Origin of the sequence: Streptomyces griseosporeus, from assembly GCF_014656055.1 — a bacterium.
Classification (GTDB): domain Bacteria; phylum Actinomycetota; class Actinomycetes; order Streptomycetales; family Streptomycetaceae; genus Streptomyces; species Streptomyces griseosporeus.
Map to the genome: position 1 here is coordinate 148071 of NZ_BNBR01000006.1, position 17820 is coordinate 165890.

At 70.6% G+C, this 17820-nt stretch carries 19 protein-coding genes and 1 tRNA gene; 14 read left to right on the forward strand and 6 right to left on the reverse strand.

Going from position 1 to position 17820, the window contains the following annotated elements; all coding sequences use genetic code 11:
* Positions 1–88 precede the first annotated feature (88 nt).
* Both IE308_RS27235 and IE308_RS27240 read left to right on the forward strand, forming a co-directional pair.
* Entirely contained in the window at positions 89–703 is a 615-nt protein-coding gene (locus tag IE308_RS27235) for a YwqJ-related putative deaminase (protein WP_110636597.1), read from the forward strand.
* A gap of 96 nt (positions 704–799) precedes the next feature.
* Positions 800–1294, forward strand: a complete 495-nt coding sequence (locus IE308_RS27240; RefSeq protein ID WP_110628662.1) for an SUKH-3 domain-containing protein — start codon at positions 800–802, stop codon at positions 1292–1294.
* A 42-nt stretch (positions 1295–1336) separates the two neighbouring features.
* On the opposite strand, the gene IE308_RS27245 is transcribed toward IE308_RS27240, so the two are convergent.
* Positions 1337–2662: a sensor histidine kinase gene (locus IE308_RS27245; RefSeq protein ID WP_190219957.1), complete on the reverse strand. Its 1326-nt coding sequence runs from the start codon at positions 2660–2662 to the stop codon at positions 1337–1339.
* A 167-nt stretch (positions 2663–2829) separates the two neighbouring features.
* On the opposite strand from IE308_RS27245, the gene IE308_RS27250 reads away from it, so the two are divergent.
* The 8 genes from IE308_RS27250 to IE308_RS27285 all read left to right on the forward strand — a co-directional run bounded on the left by IE308_RS27250 (position 2830) and on the right by IE308_RS27285 (position 9380).
* Positions 2830–3702: a helix-turn-helix domain-containing protein gene (locus tag IE308_RS27250; protein ID WP_190219958.1), complete on the forward strand. Its 873-nt coding sequence runs from the start codon at positions 2830–2832 to the stop codon at positions 3700–3702.
* A gap of 6 nt (positions 3703–3708) precedes the next feature.
* Positions 3709–3779 (forward strand) — tRNA-Gln (locus tag IE308_RS27255).
* Positions 3780–3906: 127 nt separating this feature from the next.
* Positions 3907–5352: a bifunctional UDP-N-acetylglucosamine diphosphorylase/glucosamine-1-phosphate N-acetyltransferase GlmU gene (gene glmU / locus IE308_RS27260; protein WP_190219959.1), complete on the forward strand. Its 1446-nt coding sequence runs from the start codon at positions 3907–3909 to the stop codon at positions 5350–5352.
* A gap of 138 nt (positions 5353–5490) precedes the next feature.
* Positions 5491–6471, forward strand: a complete 981-nt coding sequence (locus IE308_RS27265; protein WP_110628665.1) for a ribose-phosphate diphosphokinase — start codon at positions 5491–5493, stop codon at positions 6469–6471.
* A gap of 200 nt (positions 6472–6671) precedes the next feature.
* On the forward strand, positions 6672–7265 hold the full coding sequence (locus IE308_RS27270; RefSeq protein ID WP_110628666.1) for a 50S ribosomal protein L25/general stress protein Ctc: 594 nt from the start codon (positions 6672–6674) through the stop codon (positions 7263–7265).
* Between the two features lie 101 nt (positions 7266–7366).
* Positions 7367–7969 carry an aminoacyl-tRNA hydrolase gene (pth, locus tag IE308_RS27275; RefSeq protein ID WP_110628667.1) on the forward strand — a complete coding sequence of 201 codons (603 nt, stop codon included), beginning with the start codon at positions 7367–7369 and terminating at the stop codon, positions 7967–7969.
* A 92-nt stretch (positions 7970–8061) separates the two neighbouring features.
* Complete coding sequence (locus IE308_RS27280; RefSeq protein ID WP_190219960.1) at positions 8062–8550, forward strand: hypothetical protein; 489 nt, start codon at positions 8062–8064, stop codon at positions 8548–8550.
* Positions 8551–8687: 137 nt separating this feature from the next.
* Entirely contained in the window at positions 8688–9380 is a 693-nt protein-coding gene (locus IE308_RS27285) for an LPXTG cell wall anchor domain-containing protein (RefSeq protein ID WP_110628669.1), read from the forward strand.
* 76 nt (positions 9381–9456) lie between these two features.
* On the opposite strand, the gene ppc is transcribed toward IE308_RS27285, so the two are convergent.
* Entirely contained in the window at positions 9457–12186 is a 2730-nt protein-coding gene (ppc, locus tag IE308_RS27290) for a phosphoenolpyruvate carboxylase (protein WP_110628670.1), read from the reverse strand.
* 287 nt (positions 12187–12473) lie between these two features.
* Here ppc and IE308_RS27295 point away from each other — a divergent pair, with 287 nt between their 5' ends.
* On the forward strand, positions 12474–13484 hold the full coding sequence (locus IE308_RS27295) for an acyl-CoA desaturase (protein ID WP_110628671.1): 1011 nt from the start codon (positions 12474–12476) through the stop codon (positions 13482–13484).
* Positions 13481–14155: a TetR/AcrR family transcriptional regulator gene (locus tag IE308_RS27300; protein WP_190219961.1), complete on the forward strand. Its 675-nt coding sequence runs from the start codon at positions 13481–13483 to the stop codon at positions 14153–14155. The genes IE308_RS27295 and IE308_RS27300 overlap by 4 nt, the downstream gene beginning before the upstream one ends.
* Before the next feature lie 96 nt (positions 14156–14251).
* Here IE308_RS27300 and IE308_RS27305 read toward each other — a convergent pair whose 3' ends face one another.
* From IE308_RS27305 to IE308_RS27315, 3 genes are all read right to left on the reverse strand, one after another.
* The gene (locus IE308_RS27305; RefSeq protein WP_110628673.1) at positions 14252–14425 is read right to left on the reverse strand and encodes a CsbD family protein; all 174 of its coding nucleotides are present in this window, start codon (positions 14423–14425) and stop codon (positions 14252–14254) included.
* 65 nt (positions 14426–14490) lie between these two features.
* Complete coding sequence (locus tag IE308_RS27310; RefSeq protein ID WP_190220202.1) at positions 14491–14847, reverse strand: VOC family protein; 357 nt, start codon at positions 14845–14847, stop codon at positions 14491–14493.
* A gap of 92 nt (positions 14848–14939) precedes the next feature.
* The gene (locus tag IE308_RS27315; protein WP_190219962.1) at positions 14940–15755 is read right to left on the reverse strand and encodes a trans-aconitate 2-methyltransferase; all 816 of its coding nucleotides are present in this window, start codon (positions 15753–15755) and stop codon (positions 14940–14942) included.
* Between the two features lie 151 nt (positions 15756–15906).
* Here IE308_RS27315 and tamR point away from each other — a divergent pair, with 151 nt between their 5' ends.
* A complete protein-coding gene (gene tamR / locus IE308_RS27320) occupies positions 15907–16404 on the forward strand; it encodes a MarR family transcriptional regulator TamR (protein WP_110628676.1) in 498 nt (165 codons plus the stop codon).
* On the opposite strand, the gene IE308_RS27325 is transcribed toward tamR, so the two are convergent.
* Complete coding sequence (locus tag IE308_RS27325; RefSeq protein ID WP_110628677.1) at positions 16363–17130, reverse strand: LuxR C-terminal-related transcriptional regulator; 768 nt, start codon at positions 17128–17130, stop codon at positions 16363–16365. The genes tamR and IE308_RS27325 overlap by 42 nt on opposite strands.
* A gap of 229 nt (positions 17131–17359) precedes the next feature.
* On the opposite strand from IE308_RS27325, the gene IE308_RS27330 reads away from it, so the two are divergent.
* Entirely contained in the window at positions 17360–17806 is a 447-nt protein-coding gene (locus IE308_RS27330; RefSeq protein ID WP_190220203.1) for a GNAT family N-acetyltransferase, read from the forward strand.
* The last annotated feature ends 14 nt before the right edge of the window (positions 17807–17820 follow it).

The window sequence follows — 17820 nt, forward strand, 5'->3', positions numbered from 1 at the left end:
GCGTGTCGCGCCGCCCCAGCTTCCGCACGGACCACGCCATTTGGCACTCTGGGTCCGCCGGGGGGATGCTCGGGAGGGGATGACGATCATGAACGCCACACAAACAGGACCGCGCGAGGCGCCGCACAGCGCCACCTCCGGCGACCCCCGCACCGCCACCCCCCGCCCCGGCACCACCGCGGGCGGCCCCGTCGCCGCCGTACCCGCCCCCGCCGGCCCGCGCACCGGCGACCCCCGCGTCGGCTGGAGCACCACCGACACCCCCCACGCCCCCACGCTCCGCCACCGCCGCGACGGCATCCTCCCCACCGTCGCCGCCGCCCTCTCCGTCCGCGGCGCCACCCTCACCGCCACCGCCGCCCGCGGCGAGACACCCCCCGCCCTGCACCCCCTCGTCCAGGACTTCCTGGACACCCTCACCAGCGGCCAGCGCGACCGCTTCACCGGCCGCTGCGCCGAGACCATCCTCATCTCCCGGCACCTCACCGCCGCCGACGCCACCCGCAGCAAACGCGCCGCCCGCAAACCCATGACCAACGGCGAAGCCCGCAAAGCCCTCAAGCACGCCAAACTCACCACCCGCCGCATCCGCGAGGACGGCGATCCCCTCCACGGCGCCTTCGCCCACCCCTGCCGCGCCTGCACCGCCCTCAGCGCCCACTTCGGCGTCCGCATCGTCGACCCCACCGCCACCGACGACTGACCCCGACGACCGACCTCGACGACAGACCTCGACGACTGCCCCCACAGCCGCCACCCGCACCACACCGCACCGCACCGACCCGACGAGCAAGGGCAGATGCACACCGACCGCACCTCCACCACCCGCTTCTCCGTCCCCGTCGACGCCGCCCTGCGCGCCGCCGGCTGGCAACCCGGACGCTGGGACATCAAACAGGCCGAGATCTGGGCCGACACCCTGCGCGACCACACCTCACCCGCCGGCCACCGCCACGCCGTCTTCCCCGCCGCCGTCGAAGCCTGGGCCGAATTCGGCGGACTGCACATCACCCCCACCGGCCCCGGACGCCAGATCGCCCCCGCCGCCCTCCACCTGGACCCCCTGCACGGCCTCCACCTGGCCCGCACCCTCGGCGACCTCGGCCGCGCCCTCGACACCGAGGTCAGCCCCCTCGGCACCGAGACCGACACCGAAGCACTCCTCGCCATCGACACCGAGGGCCGCGTCTACGCCCTCGACCACACCGGCGACTGGTACCTCGGCCCCGACATCGACCACGCCCTCGCCACACTGGTCTCCGGCCTCGAACCGGTACGCCTCACCGCCGGCTGACCAGCCGCCGCCGACTACGAAGCCTGCTGACCAGCCCTCCCGCTACGACGCCGGAATCACCGCCGACACCCGGAAACCCCCCGCATCCGTCGGCCCCGACACGAACACCCCGCCCAGCGCGGCCACCCGCTCCTTCATCCCCACCAGACCATTGCCCCCCGACGGCAACCGCGCCGACGACGCCGACCCCACCTCCGGCGGCGGCTCGTTCTCCACCTGCATCGCGATCTCCGACACCCGGTGCGCCAGACGCACATACGTCTTCGCACCCGCCGCATGCTTGTGGACGTTCGTCAACGCCTCCTGCACCACCCGGTACGCCGTCGCCTCAACCTCCGGCGCATACGACCGCACCTCCCCCTCCACCGACAGATCCACGACCATCCCCGCCGCCGCCGACTGCCCGACCAACTCCTCCAGCTCCGCCAGACACGGCCCGTCCGGCCCCTCCGCCGACGCCTCCGCCACCCGAGACGCCGCCTCCGCCGCGGCCTCCCCCACCGCGACCAACGACACCGGCACCTCCACCCGCCGGCGCCCCGCCGCCCCGTCAGCGCTGCGCAGCACCCCGAGCATCTCCCGCAACTCCGTCAACGCCTGCCGCCCCATGTCCCCCACCAGCGCGGCATTCCTGACGGCCTTCTCCGGATCCTTCCGCGCCACCGCCTGCAACGCGGCCGCATGCACCACCATCAGACTCACCCGATGCGCGACGACGTCATGCATCTCCCGGGCGATCCGCGTCCGCTCCTCACCGCGCGCCCACTCGGCCCGCTCCTCCGCACGCTCCGCCAGCAGATGGAGCTCCCGCTCCAGACTGTCCGCACGCTCCCGCAACGACTCCATCAGCCGCCGCCGTGCCCCCACATACAGCCCCAGCAGCACCGGCGGCGCCGTCATCCCCAGCGCCATCGTGATCGACGCGAACGGCAGGAACCAGTCACCCACCGTCACATCGCCGTGCGCCATGTCCTGCCGCACCCGCACCAGCGTCACGATCAGCATCCCCACCAGGGACATCCCGGCCAACGCCGCGATGATCCGCCGCGGCAGCTCGGACGCGGCGAGCGTGTACAGACCCACGACGCCTATCAGGAACCCCATCTGGGCAGGGGTGATGGCGATGGACACCAGCACCACCGCGATCGGCCACCGCCGCCGCACCACCAGCACGGCCCCGGCCAACAGCCCGAAGACGACCCCCGCCGCCACCGGAATCCCCGCGTCCCGCGCGAACGGGATCCCCTCCAGGGCACACTCCACCGCCGACACCAGCGCCAGCCCGCCGTCGAGCACGGCACTGCGCCACCGCGTCCACCACCACGGCCCGTTCCTGGCCGCCGCGCGATCTTCCCCCGTCGTGGTCATGCCTCCAGCCTACGGGCGCCACCCCTGGCTTTTCCGGCGAGTTTCCGCTACCACCCCGGACCACAGCGCGTAATCGAATAACAGCGAAACCCCCCGGTATCCCTCGAACTGCCGAACCAGCCCCCGTTCGAACCCGGAACCCAACATTCCGCCCGGACGGTATGCCCATGGCACATTCCACAAGCAAGTACGCGGACTTCGAGGCCCTACGGGAACAGGCGGTGGCCCTGCGCCGGGCGGGCCTCAGCCGACGCCAGATCCGCGACCGACTGCACATCGACAACAACGACATCCTCAACCGCCTCCTCCAGGGCGAGCCGCCCCCGGAGTGGACGAAGCGCCCGAACGCAAAGGACGACCTGAGGGCCAGGGCGAGGGAGCTGCGACAGCAGGGGTGGACTTACAACCAGATCCAGGCAGAGCTGGGCTGCTCGAAGAGTTCAGTGTCGCTGTGGGTTCGAGATCTGCCGCACCCCGAGCCCAAGTGCACCCCTGAGGAGCGCCGGGCGCGCATGAACGCGGGCCTAGCGCGACTGCGCTCCTCGCAGGACCGCGAGCGGGAGGCACTCAAGAAAGCAGCAGCTGCAGCCATCGGCGAACTCTCCGCTCGCGAACTGTTCATCGTCGGCGTCGCGCTCTACTGGGCGGAAGGCGCCAAGGACAAGCCGTACCGCCGCACCGAGGTACTGAACTTCATCAACAGCGACCCCAACGTGATCAGGCTCTTCCTGAGCTGGCTCGACCTGCTGGGCGTCACCCGCGACCGCCTGACGGTCCGCGTAAGCATTCACGAGACGGCCGACGTGGCGAGCGCCGAGAAGTTCTGGGCCGAGGTGACCGGCATCGACGTGTCGTCGTTCAGCAAGGCCACGCTCAAACGGCACAACCCCCGGACCGTCCGGAAGAACACCGGCGACTCCTATCGCGGGTGCCTTGCCATCTATGTCCGGCAGAGCGCAGATCTGTACCGTCGCATGGAAGGCGCCTGGTACGGCATAGTAGAGGCGGTGTCCGAGCGCGATCTAGGAAATCGGACATAAGGGCAATCCCGGGTCGTCTAAGGGCAAGACGGCGGTTTTTGGTACCGCTTATAGGGGTTCGAATCCTCTCCCGGGAGCAAGATGCTCGGTTCGGGTCCTGACTGGTGACAGCACTGTCAGGGCCCGCTCTCATGTCCCCCCGGAAACGCCCCGGTATCCTGCGGATGTCCACCCCCTCCCCACCACCAGCCGAAGGGCACCCCCGTGAGCGTCATCCGCCCGGCAGCCGTCGTCGTACTCGCAGCGGGTGAGGGCACCCGTATGAAGTCGGCCACACCCAAGGTCCTGCACGAGATCTGCGGTCGCAGCCTCGTGGGGCATGTGCTGGCCGCCGCCCGTGAGTTGGACCCCGAGAACCTGGTCGTCGTGGTCGGGCACGCGCGGGAGAAGGTCACCGCGCACCTCGCCGAGGCCGCTCCCGGCGTCCGTACCGCCGTGCAGGCGGAGCAGAACGGCACCGGGCACGCCGTCCGCATGGCGCTGGAGGAGCTGGGCGGTGGCGTCGACGGGACCGTGGTCGTCGTGTGCGGGGACACCCCGCTGCTCAGCGGCGAGACCCTGAAGCAGCTCTCGGCGACGCACAGCGCCGACGGCAACGCCGTGACCGTGCTGACCGCCGAGGTGCCGGACGCGACCGGGTACGGCCGGATCGTGCGGGACGCGAGCGGTGCCGTGACGGCGATCGTGGAGCACAAGGACGCGACCGAGGCCCAGCGGGGGATCCGGGAGATCAACTCGGGGGTGTTCGCGTTCGACGGGCAGCTGCTGGCGGACGCGCTGAAGAAGGTGCGGACGGACAACAGCCAGGGTGAGGAGTACCTCACCGATGTGCTGGGGATCCTGCGCGAGGCGGGTCACCGGGTCGGGGCGTCCGTGGCGGCCGATCACCGGGAGATCGCCGGGATCAACAACCGGGTGCAGCTCGCGGAGGCCCGCCGGATCCTCAACGACCGGTTGCTGACGGCCGCGATGCTGTCCGGTGTGACCGTGGTGGACCCGGCGACGACGTGGGTCGATGTGACGGTGACGTTCGAGCAGGACGTGGTCGTGCATCCGGGGACGCAGCTGCTCGGGTCGACGCATCTCGCGGAGGGCGCGGAGGTCGGGCCGAACAGCCGGCTGAAGGACACGAAGGTCGGCGCCGGGGCGCGCGTGGACAACACGGTGTCGGACGGGGCCGAGGTGGGTCCGGAGGCGACGGTGGGGCCGTACGCGTATCTGCGGCCGGGGACGCGGCTGGGTCTGAAGTCGAAGATCGGTACGTACGTCGAGACCAAGAACGCGCAGATCGGTGAGGGCACGAAGGTGCCGCATCTGTCGTACGTGGGGGACGCGACCATCGGTGAGTACACGAACATCGGCGCGGCGAGCGTGTTCGTGAACTACGACGGTGAGCAGAAGCATCACACCGTGGTCGGGTCGCACTGCAAGACGGGTTCGGACAACATGTTTGTGGCTCCTGTCACTGTCGGGGACGGTGCCTATACGGCTGCCGGCTCCGTGATCACCAAGGATGTGCCGCCCGGCTCGCTCGCTGTGGCCCGTGGTCAGCAGCGGAATATCGAGGGTTGGGTGGCTCGTAAGCGTCCGGGCAGTGCGGCCGCGAAGGCGGCCGAGGCGGCGTCCCGCGAGGCGGGCGGCGAGGGCTGACCGGAAACGGGTGCGTCAAAGACGGCGTACCGTGATAAGTGCACACCCGCACCCCCACCAGCTGAGATGGCCTCTCCGTCCGTGGCGAGGTCTGCTCGACACCCAGCTGCGACACGACACCTCTGAGGAGACAGTGCTGTGACCGGGATCAAGACGACCGGCGAGAAGAAGATGATGTTCTTCTCCGGCCGCGCCCACCCCGAGCTTGCCGAGGAGGTCGCCCAACAGCTGGGTGTCGGGGTCGTCCCGACGAAGGCCTTCGACTTCGCCAACGGGGAGATCTACGTCCGTTACCAGGAGTCGGCGCGTGGGGCCGACTGCTTCCTGATCCAGAGCCACACGGCTCCGATCAACAAGTGGATCATGGAGCAGCTGATCATGATCGACGCGCTGAAGCGTGCGTCGGCTCGTTCGATCACGGTGATCGTGCCGTTCTACGGTTACGCGCGCCAGGACAAGAAGCACCGTGGGCGTGAGCCGATCTCGGCGCGTCTGATCGCGGATCTGATGAAGACGGCCGGTGCGGACCGGATCCTGACCGTCGATCTGCACACGGACCAGATCCAGGGCTTCTTCGACGGTCCGGTGGACCACCTGTTCGCGCTGCCGCTGCTGGCGGACTACGTGGGGCGCAAGGTGGACCGGGAGAAGCTGACGGTGGTGTCTCCGGACGCGGGCCGGGTGCGGGTGGCGGACCGTTGGTGCGACCGTCTGGGTGCGCCGCTGGCGATCGTGCACAAGCGGCGTGACAAGGACGTGGCGAACCAGGTGACGGTCCACGAGGTCGTGGGTGAGGTCAAGGGCCGCGTCTGTGTGCTGGTCGACGACATGATCGACACGGGTGGCACGATCTGTGCGGCGGCGGACGCGCTGTTCGCGCACGGTGCGGAGGACGTCATCGTGACGGCGACGCACGGTGTGCTGTCGGGTCCGGCGGCGGATCGTCTGAAGAACTCGCGGGTGAGTGAGTTCGTGTTCACGAACACGCTGCCGACGCCGGGTGAGCTGAACCGTGAGCTGGACAAGATCACGGTGCTGTCGATCGCTCCGACGATCGCGTCGGCGGTGCGTGAGGTGTTCGAGGACGGTTCGGTGACGAGCCTGTTCGACGAGCAGTAAGGGTTCTGCACAGCTCCCTCTGTGATCGTTTTGGGTGCGGCCTCCCTGTCCGAGTAGACTGCTGCAGTTGCTCGGCGAGGGAGGCCGTACGCCGTTTCGAGACGGTGTGTCGGCGGTCCGTTATCGACGCGCTCTTCGTAGCAGGCCGTTCGTGGCCGGGTGACCACGTCCGTATTCCCAGCTTTCTACGAGGAGTGAACATGTCCGAGGTGAAGCTCACCGCCGAGACGCGCACCGAGTTCGGCAAGGGTGCCGCCCGCCGTATCCGCCGCGACAACAAGGTTCCCGGTGTTCTGTACGGTCACGGCTCCGACCCGCTGCACCTGACGCTGCCGGGTCACGACCTGCTGCTGGCGCTGCGCACCCCGAACGTCCTCATCGCGCTGGACATCGACGGTCAGCGCAACGAGCTGGCGATCCCGAAGGCCGTGCAGCGTGACCCGCTGAAGGGCTTCCTGGAGCACGTGGACCTGCAGCTGGTCCAGCGGGGCGAGACCGTCACGGTCGAGATCCCGGTGCAGACCGAGGGCGAGCTGGCCCCCGGTAACTACCTGCTCGAGCACGTGCTGAACGCCCTGCCGGTCGAGGCCGAGGCCACGCACATCCCCGAGGCCGTCACGGTCTCCGTGGAGGGCCTGGAGGCCGGTGCCTCCGTCCTCGCCAAGGACGTCACCCTGCCCAAGGGCGTCAAGCTGGCCGTCGAGGACGACGCGGTCGTCATCCAGGTCCTGGCCGCCCAGGTCGAGGAGGCCCCCGAGGGTGAGGGCGAGGGCGAAGAGGCCGCCGAGGCCTGATCCTCCCCCCTTCCCTTCACCGGGTTCTCTTCATCGTTTCGCCGGCCGCTGTTCCCGTCCCGCTGGGTACGGGGGCAGCGGTCGGCGCGTATCAAGGAGACATGCACGTGACGACCGATGCCAGTGCCCCGTGGCTGATCGTGGGGCTGGGCAATCCGGGGCCGGAGTACGCGATGAACCGGCACAACGTGGGGTTCATGGTGGCGGACCTGCTGGCGGAGCGGATCGGTGGCCGGTTCAAGCGGGCGGGCAAGGCGCAGGCGCAGGTCGTGGAGGGCCGGATCGGTCCGCCGGGGCCGGCGAACCGGCGGGTGATCCTGGTCAAGCCGATGTCGTACATGAACCTGTCGGGTGGTCCGGTGAACGCGCTGCGGGACTTCTACAAGGTGCCGGCGGCGCATGTGGTGGCGGTCCATGACGAGTTGGACATCGATTACGGGACGCTGCGGCTGAAGCTGGGCGGCGGGGACAACGGGCACAACGGGCTGAAGTCGATCACGAAGGCGCTGGGTCCGGAGTACCACCGGGTGCGGTTCGGGATCGGGCGTCCGCCGGGGCGGATGCAGGTGGCGGATTTCGTGCTGAAGGACTTCTCGTCGGCGGAGCGCAAGGAGCTGGACTTCTTCGTGGACCGGGCGGCGGACGCGGTGGAGTGCCTGGTGATCGACGGTCTGGAGCGGGCGCAGGGGACGTACAACTCCTGACGGCGGGGACGTACGGCTCCTGACGGTGGAGGTCCCGACTTTTCCCTTACGTGAGTTGACCGGGCGCGAGGTCATGGCCAAGGATCGCGGCCATGCCTTCCGCCGTCACGTCCCGACAGGTCTCTGTCTCCGCGCTGCGTTTCGGCCGGTTCGCCGCGATGTCGGTGGTGACCGCGCTGATCCTGATCGCCGGGGTGTGGGCGTCCTGGGGCAGTGCGCAGCACGTGATGCTCACGAAGGGGCGGGAGCAGGGCACGGTCGAGGTGACGCGGTGCGCGGAGCGCACGTGCACGGGGCCGTTCGTGCCGTCGTCGGCGGGTGCGCGGCCGCGCGGGTCGGTGGAGATCGAGCGGTCGGTCGCGGTGCGGCGGGGTTCGACGTACACGGTGGTGGTGAAGCCGGGCAGCGACGAGGTGGTGCGGTCGGGTCCGGCGGGGGTGCTGTACGCGTGGGTTCCGCTGGGTGGTGCGCTGCTGCTGGCGGCGGTCGTGGTGGCGGGGGGTCTGCGGCGTACGCGGGCGGCGTGGGTGCTGGCGGGGTCGGGGGTCGTGCTGCTGACGGCGGCGTTCGTGACGGTCTGAGGTGTTGGGCCGTTGTGACGTGTGTGGAGGTTCGAGGCGTTGCCGCCTCGTGATTGACCTGGGTTCAGCGCGTGCTGGATGCTGAGCCGCCATCCCCCACACTCTCCCCATTGGCAACACGAAGAGTGGATCGCCCCATGCGTACCCTCCCCCGTGCCGGCGCCGTGTGCGCCGTCGCTGTGGCCGCCCTGTTCGCGGCCCCTTCCGCTCATGCCACCGTCCCCGGTGACAACGGCACCGTGAAGATCCACGACGCCTCCACCGGCGAGGAGCTGAAGAAGAACGAGCCGCATGTGTGCTCGTTCTACCTGGACGGTTTCGGTTTCGACAGCGCGCAGAAGATCGACTGGCACATCGACGCGGTGCCGCCGAGCGACAACAGCGGTGAGACGGTGAAGTCCGGGACGCTCGTGCTGGACGACGAGGGCCACGGCCGTACCGGGAACCTGTCCCTGCCGGACGGGCACTACAAGCTGTACTGGAACTTCGACGGCGAGAACGGCCGGGCGAAGCAGAAGGTGTTCTGGACGGACTGCGAGGACTCCGAGGAGGGCGGCGGTTCGTCGGCCTCGCCGTCCGCCTCCGCGTCGGCGTCGGCTTCGGCGTCCGCGTCGGTGTCCCCCTCGGCCGGGGCGTCCGCCTCCGCGAGCGCGTCGTCCCCCGCCGGTGCGGTCCCGTCGGCGTCGGCGTCCGGGCAGGGCGGGGTCTCCGGTGACCTGGCCGAGACGGGCAACGGCGCTCCGGTGGGTCTGCTGTCGGGGGTCGCGGCGCTGCTGGTGGCGGCGGGCGGTTTCCTGGCGTTCCGTCGCCGCAAGGCGCAGCAGGGCTGATCCGGTCGTCCGGTGATACGGCGGTGCCCCCGGGGAGCGAACCCCGGGGGCACCGTCGTCTGCGTGGACGGGCCGGTCAGCCGGTGTTGCGCAGGCCCGCGGCGACGCCGTTGACGGTGAGCAGCAGGGCGCGGGAGAGCAGCGGGTCGGGCTGCTCGTCGGCCTTGACGGCGTCACGCTGGCGCTTGAGCAGGGCGACCTGGAGGTAGGAGATCGGGTCCAGGTAGGCGTCGCGGATGGCGAAGGTCTGCTTCAGCACGGGCTGGTGGTCGAGGAGTTCCTTCTCGCCGGTGACCTTGAGGACCTCGGTGACGGTGAGGTCGTGTTCGGCCTTGATGGTGTCGAAGATGTGCTTGAGCTCGTCGGGCACGAGGGTGTCGACGTAGTGCTGGGCGATGCGCAGGTCGGTCTTCGCGAGCGTCATCTCCACGTTGGAGATGAAGTTGCGGAAGAAGTGCCACTGTTCGTGCATTTCGTCGAGGACGGTGTCCAGGCCGGCCTCGCGCAGGGCCTTCAGGCCGGAGCCGACGCCGAACCAGCCGGGGACGATCTGCCGGGACTGGGTCCAGCCGAACACCCAGGGGATGGCGCGCAGGCCGTCGAGGGAGACGCCGGAGCCGGGCCGGCGGGAGGGCCGGGAGCCCAGGTGCAGGTCGGCGAGCTGGTCCACGGGGGTCGACGCGAGGAAGTACGTCGGCAGGTCCGGGTCCTCGACGAGGCGCCGGTAGGCGGCGTGGGCGGCGTCGGAGACGACGTCCATGGCGGCGTCCCAGCGGGCGAGGGCCTCGTCGGACTGGCGGGGCGCGGTGTGCAGGGCGGAGGCCTGCAGGGTGGCCGCGACGGTCAGTTCGAGGTTCTCGCGGGCGAGGGACGGGATGAGGTACTTGTCGGAGATGACCTCGCCCTGTTCGGTGACCTTGATCTCGCCCTCCAGGGTGCCCCAGGGCTGGGCGAGGATGGCGTCGTGGGAGGGGCCGCCGCCGCGGCCGACGGTGCCGCCGCGGCCGTGGAAGAGGCGCAGGCGGACGCCGTAGCGGTGGGCGACATCGCGCAGGCGGCGCTGGGCGCGGTGGATCTCCCACTGGCTGGTGGTGATGCCGCCGAACTTGGAGGAGTCGGAGTAGCCGAGCATGACCTCCTGGACGTCGCCGCGCAGCGCGACCAGGCGCCGGTAGGACGGGTCGGAGAGCATGTCCTCCAGGATCGTGTCGGCGGCCTTCAGCTCCTCGGTGGTCTCCAGCAGCGGCACGATGCCGATCTTCGCCCAGCCGGCGTGCAGGTCGATGAGGCCGGCCTCGCGGGCGAGGACGGCGGCGGCGAAGACGTCGTCGGCGCCCTGGCACATGGAGATGATGTAGGACTCGATGACCTCGGGTCCGAAGACCTCGAGGGCCCGCTTGATGGTCTGGAAGGTGCCGAGGGTCTTGGCGCCGGCGGCGTCGACGGGCGCCGGGGTGGGGGCGAGCGGGCGGCGCGAGCGCAGTTCCTTCGCGAGGAGCTTGGTGCGGTACTCGCGGGGCATGTCGGCGTAGCGCCAGGATTCCTCGCCGAGGCGGTCGAAGAGCTGGCCGAGGGCGTGGTGGTGGGCGTCGGCGTGTTCGCGGACGTCCATGGTGGCGAGCTGGAGGCCGAAGGCGGACAGGGTGCGGATGATGCGGTCCATCCGGCCGTCGGCGAACAGGCCGCCGCGGTGCTCGCGCAGCGAGGTCTGGATGAGGGTGAGGTCCTTCAGCAGCTCGCCGGTGCCGAGGTAGTCGCGGCCGGGCTCGTGCGCGGTGCCCTTGGCCAGGCGCTGCTTGGTGTTCTCCAGCTTCTGCCGGATGCAGGTGGCCTTGAGCCGGTAGGGCTCCTCGGCGTTGAGGCGCTTGTAGCGGGGGCTGATCTCGGGCAGGCGTTCGAGGTCGGCCTGGAGGGACTCCACGAGCTCGTCGGTGGCGCCGGTGTAGCGGATGGAGTTCGACAGGAAGCCGCGCAGCTCGTCGATCATCTCCAGGGCGTCGTTGATGCCGTGCTCGTGCTGGAGGATCAGGACGTCCCAGGTGACCTCGGGGGTCACGTTGGGGTTGCCGTCGCGGTCGCCGCCGATCCAGGTGCCGAAGGTGACGGGGCGGGTGTCGTCGGGCAGCTTGACGCCGACGCGCTCCAGTTCCGCGGTCAGGTCCTCCAGGACGTCGCCGACGGCGCCGGCGTGCAGCTCGTCCAGGTAGTAGATGGCGTTGCGGGCCTCGTCGGCCGGTTCGGGGCGTACGACGCGCAGCTCGTCGGTCTGCCAGACCAGGTCGATGTTCTCGGCCAGGCGGGTGTCCAGACGGCGGCGGTCGGAGGCGAGGACGGGGGTCTCCAGGAGCGCGGCGATGCGCCGGAGCTTGTTCAGGACCGACCGGCGCGCGGCCTCGGTGGGGTGGGCGGTGAAGACCGGGCGGACGTTGAGGTGGGCGACCGTCTGGCGCAGGTGCTCGGGGTCGGCGTCCTTCAGCCGGTCGGCGGTGCGGGAGAGCAGGCCGCCCTCGGCGGCGCGCTTGGCGCGCAGTTCGCGGCCGCGGTGGACCTGCTCGGTGACGTTGGCGAGGTGGAAGTAGGTGGAGAAGGCGCGGACCAGCTTGGCCGCGGTCTCCAGTTCGGTTCCGCGCAGCAGCTCGGCGGCGGCTTCGCCGTCCTCTCGGGTGAGGCGGCGGACCTTCTCCACGAGCTCCAGGAGCTCGGGACCCTCCTGCCGGACGAGCGTCTCTCCCAGGAGATCGCCCAGCCGGCGGATATCGGCGCGCAGCTCGCTGCTGGTGGTCGTGGTCTCGTCGGCACTGCTCACAGGTGCGGCTCCTTGCAGTGTTGAAGCTCGTCTGGGAGGGGAACCCGGACAGGCGCCTCGTGCGGCGGAACCGCTTACGGGCCGGACGTCCGGGAAAAACTTCAGAGCGGACCGCGCTGTCCGACCGACTCCAGGATAGGTGGCGGCCGGAACGCGCAGGCCCATGGGCTCTTGCCGCCGGGCGAGGCACTGCCATACTTACGATGCCGTAGGTTACGGAACCGTAGGGAAGACGTGCGGATCCCGTTGCTCGGCATCCCACACCCTCGACCCCACAGGGGACGCGTATGACCACTAGTTCCGATGTGATCGCAGACGCTCCGAAGGCGCCCGACGACACCCCCGTACCGCCCGCCACTCTCGGCGGCGAGCAGAAGCGTTCGATCGAGCAGATCGCGCTGCTGCTGTTCATCACCGTTCCGTTCCTCGCGCTGGTGGCGGCGGTGCCGCTGGCCTGGGGATGGGGGGTGAGCTGGCTGGATCTCGGCCTGCTGGTCTTCTTCTACTTCCTGGGCTGCCACGGCATCACCATCGGGTTCCACCGTCACTTCACGCACGGCTCCTTCAAGGCCAAGCGCCCGCTGAAGATCGCACTGGCGATCGCGGGCTCGATGGCGGTCGAAGGGCCGCTGGTCCGCTGGGTGGCGGACCACCGCAGGCACCACAAGTTCTCCGACGCGGAGGGCGACCCGCACTCGCCGTGGCGCTACGGCGAGACGGTTCCGGCGCTGATGAAGGGCCTGTGGTGGGCGCACATCGGCTGGATGTTCGACGAGGAGCAGACCCCTCAGGACAAGTACGCCCCGGACCTGATCAAGGACCCGGCGATGCGGGCGATCTCCCGGACGTTCGTGCTGTGGACGGCGCTGTCCCTGGCGCTGCCGGCACTGATCGGCGGTCTGGTGACGATGTCCTGGTGGGGCGCGTTCACCGCGTTCTTCTGGGGTTCACTCGTCCGGGTGGCGTTGCTGCACCACGTGACGTGGTCGATCAACTCGATCTGCCACGCGGTGGGCAAGCGCCCGTTCAAGTCGCGGGACCGCTCGGGCAACGTGTGGTGGCTGGCGATCCTGTCGTGCGGCGAGTCCTGGCACAACCTGCACCACGCCGACCCGACCTCCGCGCGGCACGGTGTGGAGCGCGGCCAGCTGGACTCCTCGGCGCGGATCATCCGCTGGTGCGAGCAGCTGGGCTGGGCGTACGACGTGCGCTGGCCGTCACGCTCGCGTATCGATTCGCGCCGTAACCGTGATGAGGACGGCTCCCCGCGCCGGAAGGTGACGGCCGAGGCGGCATGATTGACGCCGTGGCGACCGACTCCAGCACCTCCAGCAATGACAAGCCGCGGCGCACGCGTCGCACCCGGATGACCGGTGCCGAGCGCCGCCAGCAGCTGCTGGAGATCGGTCGGACCCTCTTCGCGGCGAAGGGCTTCGAGGGCACGTCGGTGGAGGAGATCGCGGCGAAGGCCGGGGTCTCCAAGCCGGTGGTGTACGAGCACTTCGGCGGCAAGGAGGGGCTGTACGCGGTCGTCGTGGACCGGGAGATGCGTCGGTTGCTGGACATGGTGACGGGCTCGCTGACCGCGGGCCATCCGCGCGAGCTGCTGGAACAGGCGGCTTTCGCGCTGCTGGACTACATCGAGGAGTCCACCGACGGTTTCCGCATCCTGGTGCGGGACTCCCCCATTCCCCAGTCGACGGGCTCCTTCGCCTCGCTGATCTCCGACATCGCCACCCAGGTGGAGGACATCCTCGGCAAGGAGTTCAAGTCCCGCGGCTTCGACCCGAAGCTGGCCCCGCTGTACGCGCAGGCGCTGGTCGGGATGGTCGCGCTGACCGGCCAGTGGTGGCTGGACGTGCGCCGCCCGAAGAAGGCGGAGGTGGCCGCGCACCTGGTCAATCTGGCCTGGCACGGGCTGGACGGGCTGGAGCCGAAACCGCGGCTGATAGGACACCGCAAGAACTGACCGTACGCACGCACAGGGCACCGCACGCATGCGGTGCCCTGTGGCACGAGGCCGATGGTGCCTCAGTGCGGTGGCGCCTGTGGTGCCAATGGTGCCTCAGTGCTTGAAGACGTCCTTGGCCTTCTCCTTGGCCTGGCCGGCGTCGCCCTTGACCTGCTTGCCGCGCCCCCTGGCTTCCATCCGCTCGTCGCCGGTGGCCCGGCCCACCGCTTCCTCGACCTTGCCCTTGAGCTGTTCCTTCTTGGCCCGGGCCTTCTTCTCGCGTGCCATGGTCGATCACTCCGTGCGCTGTCGGCGAAGTCTGTCGTCCCCCCGGGTGATCCGAGGAGCGCCGCTCAAACGCCGAGGAACTCCAATCGGTTGCCGACCGGATCCGCACAGTAGAAACGGCGGCGGCCGGGGAGGGCGTCGTCCCAGGTGACGGGGGTGCCGTGGGCGGTGATCCGGGCGGCGAGAGCGTCCAGGCCGGCGACGAGCAGGCCGGGGTGGGCCTTGCGGGCGGGCAGGAAGTCCGCCTCGATGCCGAGGTGCAGCTCGGCGCCGCCGCCGCGGAACCAGCAGCCGCCGCGCGCGGCGAGGGCGGGCGGCTTGGGGATCTCCGCCATGCCGAGGACACCGGCGTAGTACGCGCGCAGCGCGTCCTCGCTGCCGGGCGGGGCGGCGAGCTGTACGTGGTCGAGGCCGGTGATCAGACCGCCGCCGGTCGTGCCGCCGCCGGTCGTGCTGTCCCCGGCGCCTGTCGTGCTTCCCCCGGTCGTGCCGTCGCCTGTCCTGCTTCCGCCGGTCATACGGCCGCCTTCGTGGCGACGGCGAACAGGCGGCGGAAGGGCAGGACCGTGCCGTAGGGGGCGCGCGGGTAGGCCTCGCGCAGCAGGTCGCGGTACTCGGCGACGAAGGCGTCGCGGGCCTCGGGGTCGTCGGCGAGGGCGGTCAGGACGGGCCGCAGACCGGTGCCCTTGACCCAGTCCAGGACGGGATCCTCACCGGTCAGCACGTGCTGGTACGTCGTCTGCCAGACGTCGGTGGCGCAGCCGAGCCGGGCGAGGGTGTCGAGGTAGGTGGCGGGGCTGTGCACGGAGTCCTCGTGGCGTACGACGTCGGCGAGGCGGTTCTTCCAGCGGGGGCCGCGGGCCAGCTCGCGCATGAGGGCGTGCAGGGGGGCGTCGATGTTGTCGGGGACCTGGAAGGCGAAGGTGCCGCCGGGGGCGAGGGCGGCGGTCCAGTCGGCGAAGCGGCCGAGGTGGCCGGGGACCCACTGGAGGGTGGCGTTGCTGATGATCAGGTCGTGCGGTGCGTCGGGCGTCCAGGTGCGGGCGTCGGCGGGGGCGAAGTCGAGGGTGCCGCCGCCGGGGGTGGGCCCGGCGTGCTCGGCGGCGGCCCGGTCGAGCATCGCGGGTGAGTTGTCGTAGCCGGTGATGTGGGCGTCGGGCCAGCGGTCGGCGAGGGTGGCGGTGACGTTGCCGGGGCCGCAGCCGAGGTCGGCGATGCGGGGCGGGGTGCCGGACAGGGCGGGGACGCGGGCGAGGAGGTCGGCGAAGGGGCGGGCGCGGTGGCCGGCGTGGCGCAGGTACTGCGCGGGGTCCCAGGTGGGGGCAGGCATGAGGGGCCTCCTCGTACGGCGACGGGTGCGGTCGGGCGGCGGTGTGCGGTGCTCGTGCGGTGCCGTTCCAGCGTGCCCCCGCAAGCATCTTGACGTCAAGAGACTTCACATCAAGAGACTTCACATCGACACAACCACTACACTGATCGTCATGGAGGACGAGGTCGATCGACTGGTCGCAGCGTGGCGCCGGGAGCGTCCGGACCTCGACGTGGAACCGCTCGAGGTGCTCAGCCGGGTGAGCAGGCTGGCCCGGCATCTGGACCGGGCGCGCCGGCTGGCCTTCGCCGAGCACAGTCTGGAGCCGTGGGAGTTCGACGTGCTGACCGCGCTCAGGCGCGCCGGGTCGCCGTACCAGCTCTCGCCCGGGCAGTTGCTGACGCAGACGCTGGTGACGTCGGGGACGATGACCAACCGTATCGACCGGCTGGCGAAGAAGGGCCTGGTGGAGCGGCTGCCGGATCCCAGTGACCGGCGCGGGGTGCTGGTCCGGCTGACCGACGAGGGCCGGGACCGGGCCGACCAGGCGCTCGCCGGGCTGCTGGACCAGGAGCGGGCGATCCTGGGTGAGCTGTCGCGTGCCCAGCGCGGTGAACTGGCGGCGCTGCTACGCCAGCTGACCGCCCCGTTCGACAACATCCCCGGCTAGGTCGACCGGGCCCACGCCCGCGCGCCGGGCCAGGGCGACGGCGGCCAGTGTGGAGTGCACGCCGAGCTTGCCGAGGACGTTCTGCATATGGGTGCGGACGGTGTGCGGGGAGAGGTAGAGCCGCTCGGCGACGGCCTTGCGGCCGAGGCCCGCGACCATGCACCGCAGCACCTCCCGCTCGCGCGGCGTGAGGGACTCCACCAGCCGTTCGCTCTCGGTGCGGTGTTTGCGGGCCGCGGTCAGCTCCCGCAGGACGCCGGTGAGCAGGGCGGGCGGCAGATGCGTCTCGTCGCGCAGCACGCCCCGGATGACGGTGAGCAGCCGGGACAGCGAGCAGTCCTTGGCGACCCAGCCGGAGGCGCCGGCCTGCAGGGCGAGCGCGGCGCGGCGCGGGTCGTCCTTCTCGGCGAGGACCACGGTCCGTACGGCGGGCTGCGCGGAGCGCACCCCGGCGACCAGGGAGATCCCGTCGACGAGGCCGTCGGCGTTGGTGTCCTGCACGGGTACGGCGGTGCGGCCGCCCGGCATGTTGCCGCCCAGGTCGGCGTCGACGAGCGCCACGTCGAAGCGGCGACCCTCGGCGGCCGCGCGCTCCAGGCAGCGCAGCGCGGCGGGGCCGCTGCCGGCCGCGGCGACGTCGACGTCGGGCTCTGCGGCCAGCGCGGCGGCGAGCGACTCGGCGAAGATTCGGTGGTCGTCGACGACCAGGACTCGGATACGAACCACTGATGACCCCCCACTGGTCCGGGAGAACGCCGACCGGCGCGGGTACGACGCCCGGGGAGCGCCCGTCCGGACGGCCGCCGCCGTACCGGAACTGCTACCCCCGCTTCGGGCGCCGTACCCGACTGTCTCGCCCCCTGATCAGCACCGGCCCCCACCGGTGCTGTTCACAGATTAGGGCCGGCGACGTCGAGCGGAAGGCTATTTGCAGAACTGGCCGCCGGGCGCGTTTATGGTGTGCCGCATGTTTCGTATCGAGGCAGAAGTGGACAAGGAACGGCGCGAATTGCTCCGCACGCGCCTCCGGGACACGAACACGGCGGCCTCGCCCGCCCTGCGCGCCCTGCGCCCCGAGCGGGAACAGCCGCTGCACGTCTGGGCGCTGGACGCGGGTGACGGCCTCGCGGGCGGCCTGGTCGGCCACACCTGGGCGACCTGGCTGCACGTGGCGTACCTGTGGGTGGACGAACGCCACCGCGGCTCGGGTCTCGGCTCCCGCCTCCTCGCCCAGGCGGAACTCCTGGCCCGCACGGAACGCGCCTGCACCCGGGTCCGCCTGGAGACCTGGGACTTCCAGGCCCCGGACTTCTACCGCAAGCAGGGCTACGAGGTGGTGTGCACGATCCCGGACTATCCGCCGGGGATCACGGAGTACACGCTGGTGAAGCGGCTGCAGTGACGGCATGGAGGCCG